Here is a 22,268-nt window from a genome sequence, read left to right as displayed (position 1 = left end):
GGAGGGGAGCATATGAAATACTTACGCAAGAATGACTGCATCATGCTCGCCTTCTCGGTTGTCCTGTTTGCAGTCCTGCAGGTCCTGATCACGGAGCGCGTCCTGAGTTCCTTCTGGCAGCTCAACCTCCTAATCATCGGCATCAACATCATCCTGGCCGCGAGCCTCAACCTCATCAATGGCTACACGGGCCAGTTCTCGCTCGGCCATGCCGGGTTCATGGCAGTCGGCGCCTATGTCGGCGTCGTGCTGACGGCCAACTTCCACATGCCGTTCGCCGTCGCGCTGATTGCGGGCGGCATCGCGGCCGGTTTTTTGGGCTTCCTCGTCGGCATCCCGACGCTGCGCCTGCGCGGCGACTACCTCGCCATCGCGACGCTGGGCCTCGGCGAGATCATCCGCATCGTCATCATGAACATCCAGTACGTCGGCGGTGCAGCTGGCTTCAAGGGCATCCCGCATCACACGACATTTGCCTGGGTCTTCTTCATCATGCTGTTCACGCTGTTCTTCATCAAGAACTTTGTCAATTCGAATCATGGCCGCGCCTGCCTGGCCATCCGCGAGAATGAGATCGCGGCGGAGTCCATGGGCGTCAACACGACGAAGTACAAAGTCATGGCCTTCACGATTGGCGCAGCGTTTGCCGGTGTGGCAGGCGGCCTCTTCGCGCACTGCTTCTACCTCATCAGCCCGGCGTCCTTCACCTTCATGCAGACGTTCAACTACCTGATCATGGTCGTCATGGGCGGCCTCGGCTCGATCACGGGCTCGATTGCCGGCGCCTTCGTCGTCACCTTCATCTCGGCCGCGCTCGCAAGCTGGCCGGAGTTCCGCATGATCATCTACGCCATCGCGCTGATCCTCTTGATGTTCTACCGTCCGCAGGGCCTCTTCGGCTACATGGAGATCACGAATATGGGCATTTTCCGCCGCATTTTCAAGAAAGGGGAGACGCCTCATGAGTGAGCTTTTACGCACCGAGAATGTCTCGGAGGTATTCGGCGGCCTCAAGGCCGTCACGGATTTTAACATCCATCTGGACCGCGGGGAACTCGTCGGTCTCATCGGCCCGAACGGTGCCGGCAAGACGACGGCCTTCAACATGCTGACGGGCGTCTATCAGCCGACGACGGGCACGATCACGTTTGAGGGCGAGAGCATCGTCGGCCTCAAGCCGTACCAGGTCACGCAGCGCGGCATCGCGCGCACGTTCCAGAACATCCGCCTGTTCTCAGAGCTCACGGTCCTCGAGAACGTCAAGATCGCCTTCCACTACCATGTCAAGTACGGCATCTTGGAGTCCGTCTTCCGCATCGGCCGTTACTTCAAGGAAGAGGAGGCCATCGAGAAAGAGGCGCACAGTCTCTTGAAGATCTTCCACCTCGATGACAAGGCGGATGAGGTGGCCAAGAACCTGCCGTACGGCGCACAGCGCCGTCTGGAGATCGCGCGAGCCCTCGCGGCGAAGCCGAAGCTCCTGCTGCTCGACGAGCCGGCTGCCGGCATGAACCCGCAGGAGACGAAGGAGCTCATGGACATGATCCGCTGGATCCGGCAGGAGTTCGGCCTGACAATCCTCCTGATCGAGCACGACATGAGCCTCGTCATGGGCATCTGCGAGCGCATCTACGTGCTGGAATACGGTGAGATCATCGCGCAAGGAACGCCGGACGAGATCAAGAAGAACCCGGAGGTCATCCGGGCATATCTCGGCGGCGAATGATCAGAATCAGATGTATGGAAAGCAGGTATGTATATGGCAGAACCCATGCTGAAAATCGATAATATAGACGTCTACTACGGCGCCATCCATGCGCTCAAGGGCATCAGCCTCGAAGTCAATGAAGGCGAGATCGTCACGCTCATCGGTGCCAACGGTGCCGGCAAGTCGACGACGCTGCGCACGATCTCAGGCCTCCTGAAGCCAAAGACGGGCAGCATCACCTTCCTGGGGCAGAGCATCGCCGGTGTCCGCGCCCATGAGATCGTCAAGAAGGGCATCTCGCAGGTGCCGGAAGGCCGCCGCGTCTTCGCGGAGATGACGGTCATGGAGAACCTCGACCTCGGCGCCTTCGTGCGCAAGGACAAGGCTGGCATCCAGCAGGACCTCAAACACGTCTTTGAGCTCTTCCCGCGCCTCGAGGAGCGCAAGAACCAGTCGGCCGGCACGCTCTCTGGCGGCGAACAGCAGATGCTCGCCATGGGCCGTGCCCTCATGAGTCGTCCGAAGCTCCTGCTGCTCGACGAGCCCTCGATGGGCCTCGCGCCGCTGCTCATCAAGGAGATCTTCAACATCATCGTCGACATCAACAAGAGCGGCACGACGGTCTTGCTCGTCGAGCAGAACGCCAACATGGCGCTCTCCATCGCAAATCGCGCCTATGTCCTCGAGACGGGGCGCATCACGCTCTCCGGCAAGGCACAGGATCTCGCGGCCAGCGAGGATGTCCGCAAGGCATACCTTGGCGGCTGAGACGCTTTATCCCTTGTATTTGCCTTCGCTGCATAGCAGGAACTCAAAGCTCTGCGGCGAATGTATCCTTATCAAGAAAATTGCAGAGGGGGATTCTGAATGTTTGTAGCAAATCGCATGGCCAAGAACCCAGTGACCGTCACGCCGGACACACCGGTCGATGAGGCGGCCTCCGCCATGAAGAAGGGCCATTTTCGCCGCTTGCCGGTCGTCGAGAACGGCAAGCTCGTCGGGTTCCTGTCCGACAAGGACATCATGCGCGTGGCACCGTCGCCCGCGACGACGCTCTCGCGCTACGAGGCGCGCTCATTGCTCGCCAAGCTCAAGATCAGGGACATCATGAGCAAGGAGGTCATCTCCGTCAATGAGGATGCGACGATCGAGGAAGCGGCGCTCATCATGTACAACAACAAGATCGGCGGCTTGCCGGTCGTCTCGAGCGTCGGCGCCGTCGTCGGCGTCATCACGGAGACGGATATCTTCAAGACGTTCGTCGATGTCATGGGCCTGCAGGAGGGTAAGACGCGCCTGACACTGCTCGTCGACAACAAGGTCGGCGTCGTCTACGATATCGCCGGCATCTTCACGGAGTGCGGTCTGTCCATCGACAGCCTCGTGACCTGCCGTCAGCCTTACGGCAAGTACGAGATCGTCGTGCGTGGCAACATCCCGAACGTCGATGAGATCTCCGAGAAGATCAAGGCAAAGGGTTACGAGATCATCCACACGGCCCGCATCGGCTGAACTTCGATACGATAGATATGACTCAACGAAGAGTCTTCCCACAAGAAGGGAAGACTCTTTTTGTTTCTTGTATACACATATACATTACAGATTTTTAGATAAATGACGAATTTTGTCTTGTCAGTGTATATGTACCATGTTATAATTTTATACATGATATGATTTGTTTTGCATAAAGTGGGAGGCGTTCAATATGAAGTTTCATTCCTTGACCAAAATGCTGACCGTGGGACTCATAGCGGTTATGACAGCAGCGCTCCTGGCCGGCTGTGGTAGTGAGAGCAGCCAGAAGAAATTCCTCAACATCGCGACGGGCGGCACGGCCGGTACGTATTATCCGATCGGCGGTGCGATGGCGGAGATCCTCAACAAGGAAATCCCGGGCATGAATGCGAGTGCACAGTCGACTGGTGCGACGGTCGCGAACATCAACATGCTCAAGGACAATTCCGTCGACCTGGCCATCGTCCAGAACGATATCACCTACTATGCCGTCAATGGAACGGAGATGTTCCAGGACAAGAAGGTCGACAACATCCGCGGCATCGCTTCGCTCTATCCGGAGACGTGCCAGTTCGTCACGCTCGACAAGTCGGGCATCAAGAGCATCAAGGAGCTCAAGGGCAAGCGCGTAGCCGTCGGTGCAGCCGGATCCGGTGCTGAGGCGAATGCCCGCCAGATCCTCGAGGCCTACGGCATCACCTACAACGACATCGATGTCCAGTACCTGTCCTTCGCAGAAGGCGCCAGCGCCCTCAAGGATGGCAACGTCGATGCAGCCTTCCTGACGGCCGGTTATCCGACCTCGTCCGTACAGGATATCGCATCTCAGAACAAGGTACGCCTGCTGCCAATCGATGCCGACAAGGCTGAGGCCCTGATCGCGAAGTATCCGTTCTACACGAAGACGACGATCCCGGCTGGCACGTATGCTGGCTTCGACGAGGACGTCCCGACTATCTCCGTCATGGCCATGCTTGTCGCGACGGACAAGGTAGACGACAAGATGGGCTACGACATCGCGAAGGCCATCTTCACGAACCTCGACCGCCTGCAGGCCGCTCATTCCGTCGGCAAGCTCATCACGAAGGACACGGCCCTCAAGGGCATGTCTCTGCCGATGAACGCCGGTGCTGAGAAGTTCTTCAAAGAGTAATCGAGTAAAAGCGTAATATAATATAAGGAAAGGCCTCTTTCGTCAGCTCATGCATGTGCGGTGTGCGATGGAGGAGGCCTTTTTGATTTTGTCTGGTGGTCTTATGCGTCGTTATCCAATCTGTCTGTGGCTGACCGTGCTCGGCTCAATCATCGCTGTGCTCTCCGTATTCCTGACGCCGTGCTTCGTCGTGCGGGCGCAGGGGGAGCGTGTGGTGATGGTCGAGGCGAGGGCGGGACTGCCCTTTTCCATCCACTTCATCCATTCGGTGCAGAAAACACCGGTGCTCGAGAATCTCGAGATCAACGATGAGAAGGATGGCTTCAATTTGCTCTCGACGAAGTACCAGTCCTTCGGCGTGGGGCTGCCGTTCCTCGCGGAGGAAGGAGACTTCCGCGAGGAAGGGGATTATTACATCTTCGATCACATGGACCGTCACTTCCGGACGCTCTCCCTGCGGACGGGGGTGGGCACGAAACTCACGCTGACGGTCAATGGGCGGGAGTACCGCCTCTATGAACGGTATGCGCCCGGCACGCGCATCGATCTCTCCATTGTGCCATTTTACCGGGCTCTGCTCGGCTGCTGAATACTTTTCCTTCCCGAGAATAGGGAAGCAGAGAAGCAGAAAGGATGTTTTTTATGACTGAAAAGCTGGATCCAAAATCCGCAGATGACATCTTAAAGAAATACGACAAAGAATCCGACACGATGATGTACAAGGGCGTCATGGCGAAAATCGTCTCGGCCATTGCCATCACGTTCTCCGTCTTCCAGCTCTACACGGCGACGTTCGGCGTGCTCGACGCGCAACTGCAGCGAGCCGTCCATCTGGGCTTCGGCCTGGCGCTCGTCTACCTGCTGTATCCGACGCGCAAGTCGTGGTCGCGCTACAAGGTGCATCCCTTCGATGTGCTGCTCGCCGTTCTCGGCGCCGCGACGCCTGCCTACATCGTGATGGAGTATCAGCATCTCGTGCTGCGCTCGGGCACTGTCTCGGGCATTGACCTCATCGTCGGCCTGCTGGGCATCCTGCTCGTCATCGAGGCGACGCGCCGCATCGTCGGCCTGCCGATGGTCTGCGTCGTGCTGGCCTTCCTGATCTACGCCTTTGCCGGTCCCTACATGCCGGGCGTCCTCGCGCACCGCGGGCTGACGATCGAGCAGCTCGTCGGCCACCTCTACTTCACGACAGAGGGCATCTTCGGCATCCCGCTCGGCGTCTCGTCGACGTTCATCTTCCTGTTCATCCTGTTCGGCGCTTACCTGGAGTCGACGGGTCTCGGCAAGTTCTTCATCGACCTCGCCAATGCCATCGCCGGCTGGGCCAGCGGCGGCCCGGCGAAAGTCGCCGTGCTGTCGTCCGGCCTCATGGGCACAGTTTCCGGCAGCTCCGTCGCCAACGTCGTCGGCACGGGTTCCCTGACCATCCCGATGATGAAGAAACTCGGCTACCACAAGGATTTCGCCGGAGCCGTTGAGGCGGCTGCCTCGACGGGCGGCCAGCTCATGCCGCCGGTCATGGGCGCTGCGGCCTTCCTCATGGCTGAGTTCGTCGGCGTTCCCTACATCGATATCGTCAAGGCGGCCATCGTGCCGGCCTTCCTCTACTTCGCGGGCATTTGGCTCGGCGTCCACTTCGAGGCGAAGCGCGGCAACCTCAAGGGCATCCCGCGCAGCCAGCTGCCGAAGATCGGCACGATCCTCCGTGAGCGCGGCCATCTGGCCTTGCCGCTCATCGTCATCGTCTATCTGCTCGTCTCTGGCTACACGCCGATGCGCGCAGCGCTCGTTGCCATTGTGCTGTCCATCCTCTGCTCAGCCCTGCGCAAGTCGACGCGCATGAAGCCGATCGAGATCGTCCGCGGCCTCGACCGCGGCGCGCGCAACGTGCTCTCGGTCCTCGTCGCCTGCGCCTCGGCCGGCATCATCATCGGCGTCGTGACGAAGACGGGTGTCGGACTCAAGCTGGCCTCTGGACTCCTGGACCTCTCGGGCGGCCTGCTGCTGCCGACGATGTTCTTCACGATGATCACGGCCATCATCCTCGGCATGGGCGTGCCGACGACGGCCAACTACGTCATAACCTCGACAATCGCCGCTCCGGCGCTCGTGCAGATGGGCGTGCCGGTGCTCTGTGCGCACATGTTCGTCTTCTACTTCGGCATCATCGCCGATGTCACGCCGCCTGTCGCGCTGGCGGCCTTCGCAGGGTCAGGCATCTCTGGCGGCAATCCCCTGAGGACAGGCATCAACGCCTCGAAGCTTGCCATAGCGGCCTTCATCATCCCGTACATGTTCGTCCTGTCGCCGGTGCTGCTGATGATTGAGGGCACGGCCCTTGACCTGCTGCTGACGACCTTGACGGCCCTCATCGGCATGGTTGCGCTCTCGTCGGCCCTCATCGGCTACCTGGCCGATGACTGCAGCACGGTGGAGCGCCTCGTGCTCATCGCGGGTGGCCTCATGATGATCAAGCCAGGCTTCCTGACGGACATCGCAGGCTTTGCGCTGTTCGTCGTCATCCTGCTCCTGCAGCTCAAGCGTCGCAAGAGCGCCGTGCAGGCCTGAATTGCTTTCTCTTTCAAATCCCATATATGCATCAAAAAAGCTGACACCATGTGTCAGCTTTTTTGATGAAGGGAAGAGGTATTGGTTGTCAGTGGACGGCATGGGCTTTCTTTTCCTGGCATTCCGGGCAGACGCCGAAGAAGTAGAGCTGGTGGTCGGAGAGCGCATAGCCCGTCTCGTCCTTGACCTGCTCGTAGACGCCCTCGGTGTTGAGTGCCGGGACGTCGTCGACGCGGCCGCAGCACGTGCAGCGGATATGCGGGTGGTGGCTCGTGTCGGCATCGTAGCGGAAGGCTTCCTCGCCGACGTTGAGTTCCTGTGCGAGCCCGAGGTCGCAGAGGATGGCGAGCGCTTTGTAGACGGTGGCCAGGCTCATCGTCGGGTAGAGCGGCTGGAGTTCTTTGTAGATCGTATCGGCATTGGGGTGTGCTTTCGTGTGGGAAAGCATGTTGTAGACGGCAAGGCGCTGCGGCGTTACCTTGAAACCGGCTTCGCGCAGACGACTGGTCAATTCAGCAGAAGTCAGCATATCATCACCTATCTCTTTCTATTCCTGTCCCGTCAAGCTGTTTTTAGGGTACAGTAATGGATAATAAATATTTGTAAGATCATTCTACCTGTTATTTAGTGTTTTGTCAACGAGTAATCGTTATTCTTTATGGATGATTCCAGAAAAGAGTTGAGAGCGACTGCCATTTGAAAAAAGTGCTTTACATTTGCGGGAATGTGTGATATCATACTTTATGTTCTTCAACGAACGTAGAGGAACACGGAGAGGTGTCCGAGTGGTCGAAGGTGCTTGACTCGAAATCAAGTGTGGTTAATAGCCACCGTGGGTTCGAATCCCACCCTCTCTGCCATTTGCAAATCAGCCCTTGCAGTCTGCAAGGGCTTTTTCGTTGCCCGCATCAGGGCATAAAAAGAACCAGACCGTCCGTAGGGATGATCTGGTTCTTTTTGCTGCCTTATTCTGCTGCCTTGACGACTTCCTTGCCATCGTAGTAACCGCATTCCGGGCAAACGTGATGCGGCATCTTCGGCTCGTGGCACTGCGGGCAGGCAACGTAGCCGGGAGCCGTGAGCTTCCAGTTGGCGCGGCGCTGGTCGCGGCGGGCCTTGGAAGTCTTGCGCTTTGGTACTGCCATTTGATTTTCACCTCCGAGGTATGTGTTCCTTCAGTGAAATCCATGCAATGGGTTGATGCTGGATGGATTCATTTCACGTGAATTATGTGATTTTGACACATATATCTATGATAGCTGTTTTTCTCTCTGATGGCAAGAGAAATTTTCGCTTTCGGTGATTTTTTCTTTCGACAGGTGAGTTTTCCGTCTTTTTTTGAAAGATATCGGATATTTTCGTGAAAATAGAGGTGTTTTCTTTCTCGCCGCGAATTATAATAGAAAGTAGCATTCCTGTTTTGGCAAGGCCAAGGCAGCAAAAAGAAACGGGTGTGATGAACATGACAGGAAATAGAGAGGTAATCACGGGCAGTGACTTCAAGCGCATGGTATCGGGTGCGTACAGCGAGTTCCTGCTGGAGTATGAGGAGATCAATGCGCTCAAGGGCGCCGGGCACATGCCGGGCACGCACATCCTGCGCACGATGGGGGCGGCCGTCATGCCGCTCTCGCATACGAAGGACGACAGCATCGGCGGGCTGGCCCGCCGCATCGCGACGGCTGCTGTCTTTGGCGCGCGCGGCAGCGCGGGCGTCGTGCTCGCGCAGATGTTCCGCGGGCTCGGCAAGGGGCTCTCGGGCAAGTACAATGCGACGTCGTCGGAGTTCGGCAAGGCGTTCCAGTACGGCATCCTCTACGCGCAGCGCGCGGTGCCGGAGCAGCCGGAGCAGCCGATCATCACGGTGGCCAAGGCCGTGGCCAAGGGCGCTTACCACGCTGTGCGTGCCAACCTGCCAATCTCGGAGATCCTGCAGGCGGCCATCGAGGCGGGCAAACAGGCCTTGACGCAGATCGGACAGGAGGATGCCGGTGCGCGCATCATGTTTACATTCCTGACGGGCTGCCTCAAGGGCCTCGACGGCAATTTCGTCTCGCCGACCATCAGCCTCTCGCTTGGCCTTGAGGCCGGGCAGCCGGGCCTGCCTGATCCGCGTCAGGATCTCGTGCGCCCGTACTGCGTGCGCTTCACGGTCTGCAACACGCGCGTCGACGTGCCGGAGTTTGAGCGTCACCTGCGCGAATACTCGAGCTTTGCGCTCGTCGAGCGCCACGAGAAGGGCATCGAGGTCCACCTGCACACGGACCACGTCGGCAAGGTTGTGGAGCAGGCCATCGGCTGGGGCCCCATCAAGAACCTCCACATCACGAACATGAGCGAAGTGCACGTGCTCAATGCGCACGGCGCCCTGATGCGCGTCGCCCTGCTCGCTGTCGCCGAGAACAAGGTGCAGGCGCGCGAGCTGCAGGAGGCTGGCGTCCACATCATCGTCAGCGGAGGCGAGAGCAACTGCCCATCGGTCGGTGAGCTCGTCAATGCGGCGCACAGTGACCTCGCTTCTTCTTACGTCATGCTGTCGTGGAGCAGGGATTTCCGCCTGGCCTTCCGCCAGGCTAAGCGCCTGCTCGGCAGCCGCGTCGAGCTCGTCCTCTGCCAGGACAAGATGCAGCAGGCCAAGGCCATCAAGGCATTTGACCCGGAGAAGGATGCCGAGGAGAATAGCTGTGCCATGCGGCAGGCAGCGGGGGCCGCAGAAGACTGAATCGATCTCTGTTGGATACAAGCGAATAAAAAGACCTGGGACATCGCTGTCTCAGGTCTTTTTTTGTGTAGCCTGCTGCGCGCTTCAGATGTGCTGCTCCAAGAAGCTGCTGAATTCTGCCTCGGGCATGGGCTTGCCGTAGAGGTAGCCCTGGCCGTGATCGCAGCCGTAGCTGCGCAGCATCTCTTCCTGCTCGCGGGTCTCGATTCCCTCACAGATGACGGTCATGCCGAGTGCGTGGCCGAGGTCGATCATGCGCGCGAGGACGGCCTGCATGCGCTTGGCACCGTTCGCGGCGAGCAGCAGCGAGCGGTCGATTTTCATGACATCGAGCGGGATGGCATTGAGGATCGTGAGATCGGAGTAGCCGCTGCCGAAGTCATCGATGGACAGGCGGAAGCCCATCTCGTGCAACTCGTGCATGACGTGGAGCGCGTGCTCGCGCATCTCAGGCGTGTCGAAGTCAAAGGCTGTCTCGGTGAGTTCGAGCTCGATGTCCTCTGCGCCGTAGTACGTCTTGAGGCGCTGCATGTAGGCGAGGTAATTCTTCTCCTGCATGTGCAGGCGCGACTGGTTGACGGATACGGGCACGATGGGCAGGCCGGTGGTGCGGCGCTCTTTCACCGTCTCCATGACGTGGGTCAGCATATAGAAGTCGAGCTGTGTGATGAAGCCGTTGCTCTCGAAGCGCGGGATGAACTGGCCCGGCATCAGGAAGCCGAGCTCGCGGCTGCGCCAGCGCACGAGCGCCTCGGCGCCGATGCACTTTCTCGTCGCGAGGTCGTATTTCGGCTGGTACCAGACCTCGAACTCCTTGCGGGAAAGAGCGCCCTGCTGCAGGCTCTCGATGCGGCTCTGGAACTCGGCTTTCTGCTGCATTTCCGCGTTGTAGAAGCAGATGGGATTCGCTTCGTGCAGGGCGAGGTTGGCGTGGTTCATGGCGTCGGCGACAGAGAGGCCCGGTTTGAGCGGGCAGATGCCGATGTGGAACGCGATGTGTACGACCAGATGGCCGATGCTGATGTATTCATTCAGATGCATCAGGTGTGTAAGGGCTGTCGTGAGCTGCGTCCTGTCGTCGAACGCGTCCATGTGAAGCAGGAAGAAGACTCTGCCGGTGCTCGTGTGCACGGCAGGCAGCTTAGCCCATTCTGTCTTCTGAAGCGTCGCCTCCATGCGGCGCAACAGTTCCACGATGACATCCTGCCCGTACGTCTCGACGAGGATGTCGCGGCGGCTGATGCCGATCTCGACGATGGCGAAATGGCCCTGAGCTTCGTGTCCTTTGAGGTATTTGCTGGCTTCGTACTTGAACCAGCTCCGGTTGTACAGTCCCGTGTAGCGGTCCGTGTCGATGATGTGCTGCATCTGCTTCAGGTGGCTGCGGCGCATCTGGGACTGGCGCCAGGTCAGCAGCAGCAGGATGAAGAACAGGAGCAGCAGGCCTGTGATGAAGTACTGCGGGTAGGCATAGAAGAGAGACTGGATGCTCCGGCGCTTGTCGAGGCCCTGGTCGTAGAAGGACGCATAGTCGAAAATGCCGTTCGGCCCGATGAAGCGGATCTCCTTGTCGAGGATGGAGAGCAGCTCCGGCTCCATCTGGTCGGAGATGCCGATGGCGATGTCCTGCGAGGAGGTGACGATGCCGTCTGTGACGAGATCCGGGAAATCTCCCTGCCAGATGTTGTACTGCGCGGACTCCTGCCGCAGGAAGGCGATGTCTGCCTGACCGTTGCTGACGGCACGCAGGCACTCCTCTGCCGTGGCGTAGTAATGGATCTGGTTCGCCTCGTAGCGCTCCAGTAGGACGCGGTCTGTCAGGCGCTTTTGGAGACAGGCGATGCGCGGGGCCCTTGGCGCACCGTTGCGCCGCGTGACGGTCGTGTAATAGGATGTCAGGTAGGCGGCAGAGAGGTCCGTGTTGTGGGCGGCGGCCCAGCTGGCGTCCCATTCGGCATTGAGAAGGATCTGTGCCCGGCCCTTGTCGAGGTCTTCCTGTGCGGCTGCATAATCCTGCTCGATGACGAGCGCGAGCTTGATGCCGAGATCCCTCTCGAGCCGGTCGGCGAGCTTCTTCATCGTGCCCTGCAGATTGCCCTCTTTGTCGACGTAGGCGAAGGGAGCTTCGCGCGCGACGACGACGGCTGAGATGACGGGGTGGCTCTTGAGGAAGCGCTGTTCCCTCTCGGTCAGCCGGAGCTCTGCGGAGCCGCGCTGGCCGTAGTAGAGCTGGTAGAGATGGCTGACGAAGTACGGTCGGTTGCCGATGAGCTGGTCGGCCGCGAGGTCGAGTTCCTGCATCAGCGCCTCATCATCCCGCCGCACGGCGAAATAGAGCTGGTTGACGCGGTGCGGCAGCAGCGTGCCATGGACGTCTCTGCTGTCATTGGCGCGCCCCATCATCAGGCGCGAGAAGCGCATGGTCTGCTCGCGCTGCGGCGTCTTGACGATGCCGGAGATGACATCGATCTCGCCGCGCTCCAGGCGATCCTGGCACTCCTCCCAGGTGCCCGGCACGAAGACGACCTCGCGCCCTGCATAGCTGCCGAGCGCCTGCATGAAGTCCGTCTCCATGCCGTAGAAATTGCCGGTTGCATCCTGTGTGATGTCCGTGCCGACATGGTGTATCCCCACGCGCAGGAGCGGCCTCGCCTGCACACTTGATACTGTGAACTGCAGGCTGAGGCCGCAAACGAGGAATGGGATGGAGATGAAAGATGCAAAGAAACGAAACAATCTTTTCTTCAATGTATTCGTATTCCTCCACGATTGTTCTGTTCTAGATTATTGCGCTTTGAAGAGCGCAGGGCTATTATACCATATCAATTGCGGAAAACATAGCAAAAATGTATACAATCGCCGGGAAATTTTAGCCGATGGTGCCGGGCTTGATGTTGACGGTCTCGCCGCGCTTGACGGTGACCATCTGCACGAGGCAGCTGCGCGGTCCGACGTTGAAGAGCTCGAAGGCATCCCAGTTGGGCAGCTTCTTCTGGAGCTGCTGCTTGTCGTCGAGCTCCGTGAGGTTCTGCGCGGCGTCACGGCCGTAGCTGTCGAGGATGACGAGGAAGTACTGGCCCTCGGGGATGCCTTCGAACTTGTACTTGCCGGTCTTCTTATCCGTCTCCGTGTGATAGACCGGCGCATCCTTGGGAATCTTGCCGAAGCGGTACCAGTCATCGATTTCCTGCGAGCTGAGCGCATCGTAGTTGAAATCCTTGCCGATCAGCCAGATATCGGCCTGCTTGTCGTGGAACTTGTTCTTGGGGGCTGCGAGGTCCCAGCTGATGCCACCGGCCGATGCATCAGGAGAGGACGCAATCTTCATGCCGCGCTCAGAGCCGTGCGTGTAGACTGCGCCCGTGACCGTCCCGCAGGCGGCGCCAGCAGCAGATGCTGCCTGTGGCGCTGTGAATGCCAGGGCAAATCCGATGGCCAGAGCGAGATAAGAACGCTTTATTTTCTTCATGGTAATGATTCCTCCATTATATCGAATCCGATGATGTATCTTTTATTTATTTTACAGCAGGAAGTGCTTTCTTGGCAATCGTCTCAAGGCGGTTCTATCGAGATTCCGTTGCAGATTTACGTGCAGGAATAAAGGAAATCCGCTATAATATAAAGAGAGTTTTTCGTGGAATAGGAGGGGTTCATATGCGGGGAATCACGAAGTGGTTCAATGTCATGATCCAGTCGTGGAATACGATTTTCTTTGGCTTCCTGGCTTTCGGCGGCTTCTATCTGCTGACGAAGGGAAACTTCATCGCAGGGGCAATCCTGCTGCTCATCGGCTTCGGTGGAGCCTGGTTCTGCCTGCGGCAGGCGCAGAAATGGAATGAAGTCAAAAACGAAGATATTCCCGACATCAAGCAGAATATCTGGAAGCGGAAAAAGGAATAAAATTTTTTCTTGAGAAAATGCATATCTTTGACGTATAATAAGAAAAGGAATTTTCACTTATTTTTCGGAAGGAGAGCTTCTATTATGGCAAGAAAAGCAAATTATGAGGAAAAGATTGCAACCCTGCAGGAAAAGATTGCGAAGAAGCAGGAAGAGCTCAAAGGCCTGAAGGCTCAGCTTGAAGAAGTAAAGGCAAAGAAAGCGCAGCAGGACTACAAGGTGCTTGTCGAGTACATGGAACAGAATAACCTGACGGCAGAGGATGTCCTCGGTGCCATCAAGGGCTGATTATTGGGACCTTTGCGGCTCACAGGCGACTGTGAGCCTTTTTTGATGGAATCTTTATCCTGTGGACGCGACGCATAGCATGTCTGTGCCAGGTTGTGCTATAATGAAAACAAATTGCAAACAATTTTACTGAATCAAAAAAAATTATACCCAATCCTGCCATTTGATTGGACTTCTGTATTGTGAGGAATCTTTATGACACAACATTCTCTGCGCCCGCGCGATGTCAGCGGCATCAAGGAAAAGCGCGAGCCCGTCTACCAGATCTCGACACTGCAATCGCTGATCCTCGGCAACTACTACGGCTGCCTCTACATCGAAGACCTGCTGAAGCACGGTGACACGGGCATCGGCACGTTTCACGCCGTTGCGGGCGAGCTCATCGTCATCGATGGTCACTGCTACCGCATCCTCGCGGACGGCTCGGTCCTTGAGGCGCAGCCGCTCGACACGACGCCTTTTGCGAGTATCGCCTACCTTGAGGAAGGCCATACGATCAAGTTCGGCGCGATGACGACGGCCGAGGCCCTGCGCGAGGCGCTCGATGACAGCATCGAGCTGCTCGGCCCGAACAGCATGTACGTCGTGCGCATCGACGGCTATTTCAACCGCGTGGCGGCGCGCACGGAGCTCTATCAGCACGAGCCCTACAAGCCGTTTGCCAAAGTGCTCGAGACGGATGAGCGCCGCTTTGCCTTCGAGAACATCGAGGGCTCGCTCGTCTGCTTCTACTTCCCGCCGTTCATGGACGGCGTCAACACGCCGGGCTGGCACTTCCACTTCATCAATGCGGCGCGCACCTTGGGCGGCCACGTCTTCGATGTCGACATGGTGCGCGGCACGGCGACGCTCAACAAGACAGACCGCTTCATCCTCGACCTGCCGAGCAATCAGGCCTTCCAGTACGCCGACCTCGCGAACGCCTCGAAGGAGGACATCCACAAGGTCGAGCAGGGCGGCGGCGACTGAGGCGGCATGTCTTGCATAATTCCGGCACCTCTGCTACAATAAAGGTACTATGCGGTTGTAGCTCAGTTGGATAGAGCATCCGCCTCCTAAGCGGCAGGTCGTGAGTTCGACTCTCACCAATCGCACCATCCTGTCATCGATATCCCATCCTGCTCACAAGTGGGATGGGATTTTTGTATTGTAACAATCGTTACAGAAAAGGGCGCAGGACTTCTGCTATGATAAGGTCAATGAAACGAAAAACCAATGTGTGTTTGATATAAGGAGAGTTGATCATGGAAAATAAGATGTTTTGCTTTCAGTGTCAGGAAACGGCTGGCTGCAAGGGCTGCACGCAGGTAGGCGTCTGCGGCAAGAAGCCGGAAGTCGCAGCGATGCAGGACCTGCTCATCTACGTGACGAAAGGCCTCTCCGCTGTCACGACGCGCCTGCGCGCTGAGGGCAAGCAGGTTGCTCGCGAGGTCAACCACCTCGTGACGAAGAACCTCTTCATCACGATCACGAACGCGAACTTCGACCGCGAGGCCATCATCGAGGCCATCGAGACGACGCTGAAGGTCAAGGCTGAGTGCCTCGCAGCGCTCACGAGCCGTGAGAACCTGCCGGAAGCAGCGCTCTACAGCGACGGCCGCGACGGCTTTGACGAGAAGGCCAAGAAGGTCGGCGTCCTCGCCACGGAGAACGAGGATGTCCGCAGCCTGCGCGAGCTCACGACGTACGGCCTCAAGGGCCTCGCTGCCTATGTCAAGCACGCCAACGTCCTCAATCAGGAGAACGAGGCCATCGATGCATTCATCCAGTCGGCACTCGCGCGCCTGCTCGACGACGGCCAGACGGCTGAGCAGCTGACGGCTCTCGCACTCGAGACGGGCAAGTTCGGCGTCGACGGCATGGCTCTGCTCGATACGGCGAACACGCAGGCTTACGGTAATCCAGAAGTCACGAAGGTTGACCTCGGCGTGCGCCAGAACCCGGGCATCCTGATCTCGGGCCATGATCTGCGCGACCTCGAGATGCTGCTTGAGCAGACGGAAGGCACGGGCGTCGACGTCTACACGCACGGCGAGATGCTGCCGGCTCACTACTATCCGAAGTTCAAGCACTACAAGCACTTCGTCGGCAACTACGGCAATGCTTGGTGGAAGCAGAAGGAAGAGTTCGAAGCGTTCAACGGCCCTGTCGTCCTGACGACGAACTGCCTCGTTCCGCCGAAGGATTCCTACAAGGACCGCATCTTCACGACGGGCGCTGTCGGCTTCCCGGGCTGCCCGCACATCGAGGCAAAGGCTGACGGCACGAAGGACTTCAGCGCTGTCATTGAGATGGCCAAGAAGTGCCAGGCTCCGAAGGAGCTCGAGAAGGGCCAGATTGTCGGCGGTTTCGCACACGAGCAGGTCTTCGCCGTGGCCGACAAGGTTGTCGAGGCCGTCAAGAGCGGTGCCATCAAGAAGTTCGTCGTCATGGCTGGCTGCGATGGCCGCATGAAGAGCCGCGAGTACTACGCAGAGTTCGCCAAGGCTCTGCCGAAGGATACGGTCATCCTGACGGCTGGCTGCGCGAAGTACAAGTACATCAAGATGGACCTCGGCGACATCGGCGGCATCCCGCGCGTCCTCGATGCCGGCCAGTGCAACGACTCCTACAGTCTCGCCCTCATCGCGCTCAAGCTCAAGGAAGTCTTCGGCCTCGATGATATCAACAAGCTGCCGCTCGTCTTCAACATCGCTTGGTACGAGCAAAAGGCCGTCATCGTCCTGCTGGCCCTGCTGCACCTCGGCGTCAAGAACATCCACCTTGGACCGACGCTGCCGGCTTTCCTCTCCCCGAATGTCGCCAAGGTTCTCGTCGAGAACTTCGGCATCGGCGGCATCACGACGGTCGAGGACGACATCAAGACGATGATCGGCTGATAGCCACCCCGACATTTCCTAGCATTCTCTCAAATCCATATACACCATACACCTGCAGAGAGCTGCCATACGGCAGCTCTTTTTGCGTATCGATGTTGCTGATTTTTTTCGGCATTGTATTGTTTTTGACATAGTGATGTTGCTCTTGCAACATCACTATGCGCTTCTCATTGCTATAATACAGATAAATGAAATGATTTATATAATTTAGAGGGAATCAAGAACATTCAGGAGGGAGAGGGATGGGAATCTACGATCTGGACTTGCAGGAGTTGCCTCTCTTCGAGGGGCTCAAGGCCGACGAGGTGGACCAGTTCATCCAGGCGACGGGGGCCAAGGTCAAGCGCTACGGCAAGGAGATGCGCATCCTCAAGGCGTACGAGGCGAACAGCCGCATCGGCATCATCGCGGAGGGCGAAGCGCTCGTCATTGCGGAGGACCGCTTCGGCAATGAGTCGGTCGGGCACCGGTTGGGCCGCGGGGCGCTGTTCGGCTCGACGACGGCCATCCTGCCCGAGTACGCGAACCCGACGGCCATCGAGGCCGTCTCGGATGTCCTCGTGCTCTGGGTGCCCTACACGGCGCTCATCGTGGCCGGGCCGAGGCTCGGCCGCATCCACGGCATCGTCATGCGCAACCTGCTCGTGGCCTTCTGCCGCAAGAACGTGCTGATGATGCAGAAGCTCGAGGTGCTCTCGCAGAAGACGCTGCGCGAGCGGCTGATCCTCTACCTGCTGCAGCAGATGAGCCGCCAGCAGGCAGACTGCGTCAAGGTGCCGGGCCGCGTGCAGCTCGCCAAGGAGCTCGAGTGCAACAGGAGCGCCCTGACGCGCGAGATCGGCCTGATGAAGGAGAAGGGGCTCCTTGAATGCGGCCCGGACTGGATGAAGCTCGACGAGGCGCGGCTTCGCGAGGAGAGGTGAGTGTATGGTCAGCCTGACATTCTCGGATGTGACGAAGCGCTTCGGCGGCCGGACGGTCATCGAAGGCCTTTCGGCCACGCTTGCGGGCGGCACGGTCACGGCGGTGACGGGGGCGAACGGCAGCGGCAAGTCGACGCTCCTGAAGATGGCGGCGAAGCTCTTGCTGCCGGACGCGGGGAAAATCGTGGCCCGGGACGGTGAGCAGGAACTATGCAAGGCGTCGTACCGGTCGAGGCTCGCTATCGTCACGCCGGAATTCCACGCCTACCCGAAGCTCACGGCGCGAGAGAACCTCGATTTCTTCCTGAGCTTTCGCCGCGCAGAGGCCCTCTCGGACGCGCTCTACGAGCAGCTCTTGGAGCGCGTGGGGCTCGCGCCGGGGGCGGTGGATGGCAAGATGGTCGAGCAGTTCTCGACGGGTATGAAGAAGCGGCTGCATTTCGCGATCCTCCTGGCGTCCGAGGCGGATGTCTGGCTACTCGATGAGCCTGGTGCCAATCTCGATGCTGTGGGCCGCTCGATGGTGCGCCGGGAGGCACGCCTCGCAGCTGATGGGGGCAAGCTCGTGCTGCTCGCGACGAATGACAGAGAAGAGGAGGCGGAGGCCGATGCATGCATCTCTCTATCGGGCCGTTGAGGCGGTCTTCCGCAAGGAGGCGCGCATCTCTCTGCGCTCGCGCTCGTCGTGGCTCGTCGTCCTGATGTTCGCGCTGACGACGCTCTCGTGCGTGAGCCTGCTGATGCAGGGCGATGTGCTCTCGCCGCGCCTTGCGGCCGCCATGCTCTGGGTCATCCTGTTCTTCTCGCTGCTCTCAGGCGCGGGCCGCGGCTTTGCCGATGAGGAGCAGGCGGGGACGCTGATGGCGCTTTCGGTCTACGGCAGCTCGCAGGCTGTCCTCTTCGGCAAGGGGCTCTTCATGGCAGTCCTGCTGTTTGCGCTCTCGCTGCTCATCGTGCCCGTCTACCTCGTGCTTATGGATGTCGCGGTCTTTGCCTGGGGCCTGCTCCTCCTGACACTGCTGTCCGGGACGTACGGCATGGCGATGGCGGGCACGCTGCTCTCGGCGCTGATGGCCGGTGCCAGGGCGCAGAACGGCCTGCTCTCCATCCTGATGCTGCCGGTGCTGCTGCCAATCCTGCTGCCGGCCATCGTGCTGACGGCGGGCTGCTTCACGGGCGATGTGAATGGCTCGTACCTCGTCGGCATGTTCCTCTATGACGCGATTATGACGATTGCCGCATCTTTGCTTTTTGACTTCCTCTGGTATGAGGACTGACATGCGGATATACGATAAGGAGTTGATTGGATGAAGTCGTGTGAGAAGGGGCTCTGGGCCCTCATCCTGCTGCTGACGGCAGGCCTTCTGTATGCCGTGTTCTTCCTCGTGCCGCCGGCCGAAGGGCTCGGCAACCTCGTGCGCATCGCGTTCTTTCACATCCCCGTGGCTTGGGTTGCGGTGCTCGCCTTTCTCGTCAGCGCTTGGTATGCTCTGCGCTACCTGCGGCGGCCGGCAGAGCGCTTCGACGCCATCAGCGCGGTGTCCGCGCGTCTCGGGATTATCTTCGTCGTATTCGCGACGCTCAGCGGCGCCGTCTTCTCGAAGCTGACCTGGGGCGCGTACTGGAACTGGGACCCGCGGCAGACGACGATCTTCGTGCTGTTGCTCATCTACGCGGCATACCTGACGCTGCGCTCGGTGATCGCGGACGAGCGGCGCCGCGCGCGCGTCTCGGCCATCTACGCGCTGTTCTCGTTCCTGACCGTCCCGTTCCTCGTCTTCATCATCCCGCGGTTCTACTTCTCGCTGCATCCCGCTCCCGTCCTCAACGGCAGCGGCTCCATCGACATGGACCCCGTCATGCTGCGCGTGCTGCTGGCGTCATTGCTGGATATGACGCTCATCTACATAGCCCTGCTCTGTCATCGCGTGAAATCTGAAAGAGGTGCATCATCATGAAACGCAAGATCCTGCTCGTCGCGCTATTGCTGGCATTCGTCGGCTACGCCGGCTGGAGCTTTGCCGATTCGGTCACGCCGTACGTCGGCATCAAGGAGGCGAAGGCGGCTACATCTTCGAGTGTCCAGGTCAAGGGATTGCTGGCCAAGGATGCACCGGCTCCGCACATGGAGGGCAACGACTTCGTCTTCACACTGCAGGACGAGGAGACGGGCGAGGAACTGCTCGTGCACTACCACGGCACGAAGCCCGACCAGTTCGACGAGGCGCATCACATCGTCGCCATCGGCAAGATGCAGGGCGAGGCATTCTCCTCGGACAAGCTCCTCATCAAGTGCCCGTCGAAGTACGAGCAGCAGAAGTGAAGCGGCCTGCAGGCAATTTCGATGCAACCTGAATGCAATCCATGGGGGATTTATCGTATGATTGGAACAATATCTCTGGCAACATCTCTGTTTTTCGCCTTGTTGGCCGCGATGGCCTACGGCTATGCAATGAAGGTCGAGGAGGAGCAGGACAGGGCTCGGCGCTGGGGCCGGTGGTCGCTCTTGGGCGCGTGCCTGGCAGCTGTCGTCGCCTCTATCTATCTCTGGGCGATGATCCTCGGCGACCACTTCGAGATCGCCTATGTGGCGAGCTACTCGTCGAGAGAACTGCCGCTCATGTACAAGATCTCGGCCTTCTGGGCCGGGCAGCAGGGGTCGCTGCTCCTTTGGCTGCTCATCCACGCGCTGGCCTCGCTGTACCTCTGCGGCAGGGAGCGCATGACGGCGGCGGGGCTCACGGTCTACTCCGCCCTCGAGTCGCTGCTCGTCATCCTCGTGCTGGCCAAGAGCCCCTTCGTGGCCTCGGCGACGGCCGTGCAGGACGGCGTCGGCCTCAATCCTCTGCTGCAGGACCCGTGGATGGCCGTGCACCCGCCGATCATCTTCATCGGCTACGCGCTCTTGGCCGTGCCGTTTGCCTATGCGATGGGCGCTCTGCTCAAGGATGAGGCAAAGGGAAATTGGTTGGAATCGGCGCGCCGCTGGGCGCTGCTCGCCTGGGGCTTCCTCGGCGCCGGCGTCTTCATCGGCGGCTACTGGGCCTACAAGGTGCTCGGCTGGGGCGGCTACTGGGGCTGGGACCCCGTCGAGAACTCCTCGCTCGTGCCGTGGCTGCTCGCGGGGGCGTTTGTCCACGTACTGCACGTCGCCAAAAGGCGGCCTGCGGCGCTGTCCGTTCTGCACCTTTCTGTCATCTTCACGTTCGCGCTCGTCATCTACGGCACGTTCCTGACGCGCAGCGGCATCCTCGGCGATTTCTCGGTCCACTCGTTCAGCGGCACGAGCATCGGCATGACGCTGGCCGTCGTCAATGCCATCGTGCTCATCGGCGGCCTCGTGCTGCTCGCGCTCAAGGCGGGCAAGCTGCCGCAGGGCAAGGTCTACGAAGACTATGCGAGCCGTGAGTTCTGCCTGCTCCTGGGCGCTCTCGTGCTCGTCTTCATCGCCGCCATCATCTTCATCGGCATGTCGATGCCGCTCTTCACGCAGCTCATCGGCAAGCCGGCCGCCGTCGATACGGACTTCTATGTGCGTACGACCATGCCGCTGGCCATCGCTATGTGCCTCGTCATGGCCGTCGGCTCCTGCCTGCGCTACGGGAAGCCGGCGGAGCCGCAGGGCAAGGTCGTGCCTGCCGTACTGGCCGTGCTGGGCTTTGCACTTGCGTTTCTCGCAGGCGTGCGCTCCCCGGGGCTGCTTGTGCTCGCAGCTGTCTCCATTCTGCTCCTCGGCGAGACGCTCATCAGCTGGCGCAGCCATCTGCTGCGCTTTGGCGCGGTGATTGCGCACGGCGGCGTGGCACTCGCGCTCTTCGCGATGGTGCTCTCTGGCGGTGCCAGCCAGTCGCTCTCGCAGGAGTTCAAGACCGGCGCGAGCGCAGAGATCGCCGACCACACGGTCACGTATGAGGGCCAGGCCTTCGCCGAGGATGGCACGATGAAGTACTACTGCTACCGCGTCGACGGCAGCGAGGCGCGCGCCATGACGAAGCTCCACAAGAATGGCGAGGATGCCGCGCGCGAACCGGCCATCGCCCACACGCTCACGGGCGATATCTACATCGCGCCGACACCGCCGAAGGACACGGGCCGCATGGAGCTCCTCCTCAAGCGCGGCCGCATGGAGATGGGCGACATCTTCGCCTACCGCTATGACGACGTCACGATGGAGAACCAGCCGGACGGCACGATGCTCGTGACGGCCACGATTGCCGTGACGGACGGTGAGACGGTCGAGCACGCACAGCCGACCATCATCGCGACACGCGACGGCGGCACCTCGACGCCTGTTCCCGTCTTCGGCGGCCAGAAGCGCATCCGCCTGACGGGCATCTCCGGCAACGACTCGCAGGCGCGCCTCGAGATCCTGCCGTCGGCTGAGGAAGAAGCGCAGATTGCCGTGACGGCCTCCGTCAGCACGAAGCCCTTCATCTACCTGCTCTGGATCGGTGCCATCGCCGCCTCGCTCGGTTGCTTCTTGGCCATGCGCGCCATGCATTCATCAAAGTGAGTTATAGAAAAATAAACAATATTTAGCAAGGCGTTGCTCGGGCAACGCCTTGCTTTTTCTCATCATGATATAATGAGTGCAAATAAGGCAGAGTAA

The 22,268-nt window shown here is 59.4% G+C and carries 22 protein-coding genes and 2 tRNA genes; 20 read left to right on the top strand and 4 right to left on the bottom strand.

What is annotated here, in order from left to right; all coding sequences use genetic code 11:
* The first annotated feature begins 12 nt into the window (after nucleotides 1-12).
* The 7 genes from T518_RS02095 to T518_RS02065 all read left to right on the top strand — a co-directional run bounded on the left by T518_RS02095 (nucleotide 13) and on the right by T518_RS02065 (nucleotide 6,947).
* Nucleotides 13-969 (top strand): branched-chain amino acid ABC transporter permease, encoded by a 957-nt coding sequence (locus T518_RS02095; protein WP_036374334.1) that lies wholly within the window; start codon nucleotides 13-15, stop codon nucleotides 967-969.
* Complete coding sequence (locus T518_RS02090; protein ID WP_036374332.1) at nucleotides 962-1,726, top strand: ABC transporter ATP-binding protein; 765 nt, start codon at nucleotides 962-964, stop codon at nucleotides 1,724-1,726. Before T518_RS02095 ends, T518_RS02090 begins: the two co-directional genes overlap by 8 nt.
* Nucleotides 1,727-1,771: 45 nt before the next feature.
* On the top strand, nucleotides 1,772-2,476 hold the full coding sequence (locus T518_RS02085; RefSeq protein ID WP_081828385.1) for an ABC transporter ATP-binding protein: 705 nt from the start codon (nucleotides 1,772-1,774) through the stop codon (nucleotides 2,474-2,476).
* A 99-nt stretch (nucleotides 2,477-2,575) separates the two neighbouring features.
* Entirely contained in the window at nucleotides 2,576-3,220 is a 645-nt protein-coding gene (locus T518_RS02080; protein WP_036374329.1) for a CBS domain-containing protein, read from the top strand.
* 193 nt (nucleotides 3,221-3,413) lie between these two features.
* Nucleotides 3,414-4,376, top strand: coding sequence for a TAXI family TRAP transporter solute-binding subunit (locus T518_RS02075; RefSeq protein ID WP_036374327.1), 963 nt, complete (start codon nucleotides 3,414-3,416; stop codon nucleotides 4,374-4,376).
* A 103-nt stretch (nucleotides 4,377-4,479) separates the two neighbouring features.
* A complete protein-coding gene (locus tag T518_RS02070) occupies nucleotides 4,480-4,965 on the top strand; it encodes a DUF1850 domain-containing protein (protein WP_036374325.1) in 486 nt (161 codons plus the stop codon).
* A 44-nt stretch (nucleotides 4,966-5,009) separates the two neighbouring features.
* Nucleotides 5,010-6,947, top strand: coding sequence for a TRAP transporter permease (locus T518_RS02065; RefSeq protein ID WP_391510238.1), 1,938 nt, complete (start codon nucleotides 5,010-5,012; stop codon nucleotides 6,945-6,947).
* An 88-nt stretch (nucleotides 6,948-7,035) separates the two neighbouring features.
* Here the strand turns inward: T518_RS02065 and perR are convergent, their stop codons facing one another.
* Nucleotides 7,036-7,476, bottom strand: a complete 441-nt coding sequence (perR, locus tag T518_RS02060) for a transcriptional regulator PerR (protein WP_036374322.1) — start codon at nucleotides 7,474-7,476, stop codon at nucleotides 7,036-7,038.
* 242 nt (nucleotides 7,477-7,718) lie between these two features.
* On the opposite strand from perR, the gene T518_RS02055 reads away from it, so the two are divergent.
* Nucleotides 7,719-7,807 (top strand) — tRNA-Ser (locus T518_RS02055).
* A gap of 105 nt (nucleotides 7,808-7,912) precedes the next feature.
* On the opposite strand, the gene rpmF is transcribed toward T518_RS02055, so the two are convergent.
* On the bottom strand, nucleotides 7,913-8,092 hold the full coding sequence (rpmF, locus tag T518_RS02050; protein ID WP_036374320.1) for a 50S ribosomal protein L32: 180 nt from the start codon (nucleotides 8,090-8,092) through the stop codon (nucleotides 7,913-7,915).
* Between the two features lie 317 nt (nucleotides 8,093-8,409).
* Here rpmF and T518_RS02045 point away from each other — a divergent pair, with 317 nt between their 5' ends.
* On the top strand, nucleotides 8,410-9,669 hold the full coding sequence (locus T518_RS02045; protein ID WP_036374536.1) for a DAK2 domain-containing protein: 1,260 nt from the start codon (nucleotides 8,410-8,412) through the stop codon (nucleotides 9,667-9,669).
* An 84-nt stretch (nucleotides 9,670-9,753) separates the two neighbouring features.
* Here T518_RS02045 and T518_RS02040 read toward each other — a convergent pair whose 3' ends face one another.
* Together T518_RS02040 and T518_RS02035 are read right to left on the bottom strand one after the other, a co-directional pair.
* Nucleotides 9,754-12,417, bottom strand: a complete 2,664-nt coding sequence (locus tag T518_RS02040; protein ID WP_155948030.1) for an EAL domain-containing protein — start codon at nucleotides 12,415-12,417, stop codon at nucleotides 9,754-9,756.
* A gap of 121 nt (nucleotides 12,418-12,538) precedes the next feature.
* A complete protein-coding gene (locus T518_RS02035) occupies nucleotides 12,539-13,138 on the bottom strand; it encodes a hypothetical protein (RefSeq protein ID WP_036374314.1) in 600 nt (199 codons plus the stop codon).
* A 185-nt stretch (nucleotides 13,139-13,323) separates the two neighbouring features.
* Here T518_RS02035 and T518_RS02030 point away from each other — a divergent pair, with 185 nt between their 5' ends.
* From T518_RS02030 to T518_RS01980, 11 genes are all read left to right on the top strand, one after another.
* Nucleotides 13,324-13,569 carry a hypothetical protein gene (locus T518_RS02030; protein WP_036374311.1) on the top strand — a complete coding sequence of 82 codons (246 nt, stop codon included), beginning with the start codon at nucleotides 13,324-13,326 and terminating at the stop codon, nucleotides 13,567-13,569.
* Between the two features lie 84 nt (nucleotides 13,570-13,653).
* Complete coding sequence (locus T518_RS02025) at nucleotides 13,654-13,857, top strand: protein kinase (protein WP_036374308.1); 204 nt, start codon at nucleotides 13,654-13,656, stop codon at nucleotides 13,855-13,857.
* Between the two features lie 195 nt (nucleotides 13,858-14,052).
* Nucleotides 14,053-14,826: an acetolactate decarboxylase gene (budA, locus tag T518_RS02020; protein WP_051652137.1), complete on the top strand. Its 774-nt coding sequence runs from the start codon at nucleotides 14,053-14,055 to the stop codon at nucleotides 14,824-14,826.
* A gap of 51 nt (nucleotides 14,827-14,877) precedes the next feature.
* A tRNA-Arg gene (locus T518_RS02015) sits at nucleotides 14,878-14,954 on the top strand.
* Nucleotides 14,955-15,101: 147 nt separating this feature from the next.
* Nucleotides 15,102-16,736, top strand: a complete 1,635-nt coding sequence (hcp, locus tag T518_RS02010) for a hydroxylamine reductase (protein WP_036374305.1) — start codon at nucleotides 15,102-15,104, stop codon at nucleotides 16,734-16,736.
* A 242-nt stretch (nucleotides 16,737-16,978) separates the two neighbouring features.
* On the top strand, nucleotides 16,979-17,659 hold the full coding sequence (locus tag T518_RS02005; RefSeq protein WP_036374303.1) for a Crp/Fnr family transcriptional regulator: 681 nt from the start codon (nucleotides 16,979-16,981) through the stop codon (nucleotides 17,657-17,659).
* 4 nt (nucleotides 17,660-17,663) lie between these two features.
* Nucleotides 17,664-18,296, top strand: coding sequence for an ABC transporter ATP-binding protein (locus T518_RS02000; RefSeq protein WP_036374300.1), 633 nt, complete (start codon nucleotides 17,664-17,666; stop codon nucleotides 18,294-18,296).
* Nucleotides 18,268-18,936 (top strand): heme exporter protein CcmB, encoded by a 669-nt coding sequence (locus T518_RS01995; protein WP_036374298.1) that lies wholly within the window; start codon nucleotides 18,268-18,270, stop codon nucleotides 18,934-18,936. The genes T518_RS02000 and T518_RS01995 overlap by 29 nt, the downstream gene beginning before the upstream one ends.
* Before the next feature lie 30 nt (nucleotides 18,937-18,966).
* Complete coding sequence (locus T518_RS01990) at nucleotides 18,967-19,617, top strand: cytochrome c biogenesis protein (protein WP_036374296.1); 651 nt, start codon at nucleotides 18,967-18,969, stop codon at nucleotides 19,615-19,617.
* Nucleotides 19,614-19,982, top strand: a complete 369-nt coding sequence (locus T518_RS01985) for a cytochrome c maturation protein CcmE domain-containing protein (RefSeq protein ID WP_036374293.1) — start codon at nucleotides 19,614-19,616, stop codon at nucleotides 19,980-19,982. The genes T518_RS01990 and T518_RS01985 overlap by 4 nt, the downstream gene beginning before the upstream one ends.
* A 57-nt stretch (nucleotides 19,983-20,039) precedes the next feature.
* The gene (locus T518_RS01980) at nucleotides 20,040-22,172 is read left to right on the top strand and encodes a heme lyase CcmF/NrfE family subunit (protein ID WP_036374290.1); all 2,133 of its coding nucleotides are present in this window, start codon (nucleotides 20,040-20,042) and stop codon (nucleotides 22,170-22,172) included.
* Nucleotides 22,173-22,268: the final 96 nt, after the last annotated feature.

The sequence above is a fragment of the Mitsuokella jalaludinii DSM 13811 genome (assembly GCF_000702905.1).
In the GTDB taxonomy this organism is placed as follows: domain Bacteria; phylum Bacillota; class Negativicutes; order Selenomonadales; family Selenomonadaceae; genus Mitsuokella; species Mitsuokella jalaludinii.
This window is presented reverse-complemented; position numbering and strand designations above follow the sequence as displayed.

Bases quoted from the DNA above. Each gene is read 5' to 3' on its own strand.
- T518_RS02090 (WP_036374332.1), top strand. From the start codon at position 962: ATGAGTGAGCTTTTACGCACCGAGAATGTCTCGGAGGTATTCGGCGGC.
- T518_RS02000 (WP_036374300.1), top strand. From the start codon at position 17,664: ATGGTCAGCCTGACATTCTCGGATGTGACGAAGCGCTTCGGCGGCCGG.
- T518_RS02025 (WP_036374308.1), top strand. From the start codon at position 13,654: ATGGCAAGAAAAGCAAATTATGAGGAAAAGATTGCAACCCTGCAGGAA.
- T518_RS02030 (WP_036374311.1), top strand. From the start codon at position 13,324: ATGCGGGGAATCACGAAGTGGTTCAATGTCATGATCCAGTCGTGGAAT.
- T518_RS01990 (WP_036374296.1), top strand. From the start codon at position 18,967: ATGAAGTCGTGTGAGAAGGGGCTCTGGGCCCTCATCCTGCTGCTGACG.
- rpmF (WP_036374320.1), bottom strand. From the start codon at position 8,092: ATGGCAGTACCAAAGCGCAAGACTTCCAAGGCCCGCCGCGACCAGCGC.
- T518_RS02045 (WP_036374536.1), top strand. From the start codon at position 8,410: ATGACAGGAAATAGAGAGGTAATCACGGGCAGTGACTTCAAGCGCATG.
- T518_RS01980 (WP_036374290.1), top strand. From the start codon at position 20,040: ATGATTGGAACAATATCTCTGGCAACATCTCTGTTTTTCGCCTTGTTG.
- T518_RS02080 (WP_036374329.1), top strand. From the start codon at position 2,576: ATGTTTGTAGCAAATCGCATGGCCAAGAACCCAGTGACCGTCACGCCG.
- T518_RS02065 (WP_391510238.1), top strand. From the start codon at position 5,010: ATGTTTTTTATGACTGAAAAGCTGGATCCAAAATCCGCAGATGACATC.
- hcp (WP_036374305.1), top strand. From the start codon at position 15,102: ATGGAAAATAAGATGTTTTGCTTTCAGTGTCAGGAAACGGCTGGCTGC.
- perR (WP_036374322.1), bottom strand. From the start codon at position 7,476: ATGCTGACTTCTGCTGAATTGACCAGTCGTCTGCGCGAAGCCGGTTTC.
- T518_RS02070 (WP_036374325.1), top strand. From the start codon at position 4,480: ATGCGTCGTTATCCAATCTGTCTGTGGCTGACCGTGCTCGGCTCAATC.
- T518_RS02085 (WP_081828385.1), top strand. From the start codon at position 1,772: ATGCTGAAAATCGATAATATAGACGTCTACTACGGCGCCATCCATGCG.
- T518_RS02075 (WP_036374327.1), top strand. From the start codon at position 3,414: ATGAAGTTTCATTCCTTGACCAAAATGCTGACCGTGGGACTCATAGCG.
- T518_RS02095 (WP_036374334.1), top strand. From the start codon at position 13: ATGAAATACTTACGCAAGAATGACTGCATCATGCTCGCCTTCTCGGTT.
- T518_RS02035 (WP_036374314.1), bottom strand. From the start codon at position 13,138: ATGAAGAAAATAAAGCGTTCTTATCTCGCTCTGGCCATCGGATTTGCC.
- T518_RS01985 (WP_036374293.1), top strand. From the start codon at position 19,614: ATGAAACGCAAGATCCTGCTCGTCGCGCTATTGCTGGCATTCGTCGGC.
- budA (WP_051652137.1), top strand. From the start codon at position 14,053: ATGACACAACATTCTCTGCGCCCGCGCGATGTCAGCGGCATCAAGGAA.
- T518_RS01995 (WP_036374298.1), top strand. From the start codon at position 18,268: ATGCATGCATCTCTCTATCGGGCCGTTGAGGCGGTCTTCCGCAAGGAG.
- T518_RS02005 (WP_036374303.1), top strand. From the start codon at position 16,979: ATGGGAATCTACGATCTGGACTTGCAGGAGTTGCCTCTCTTCGAGGGG.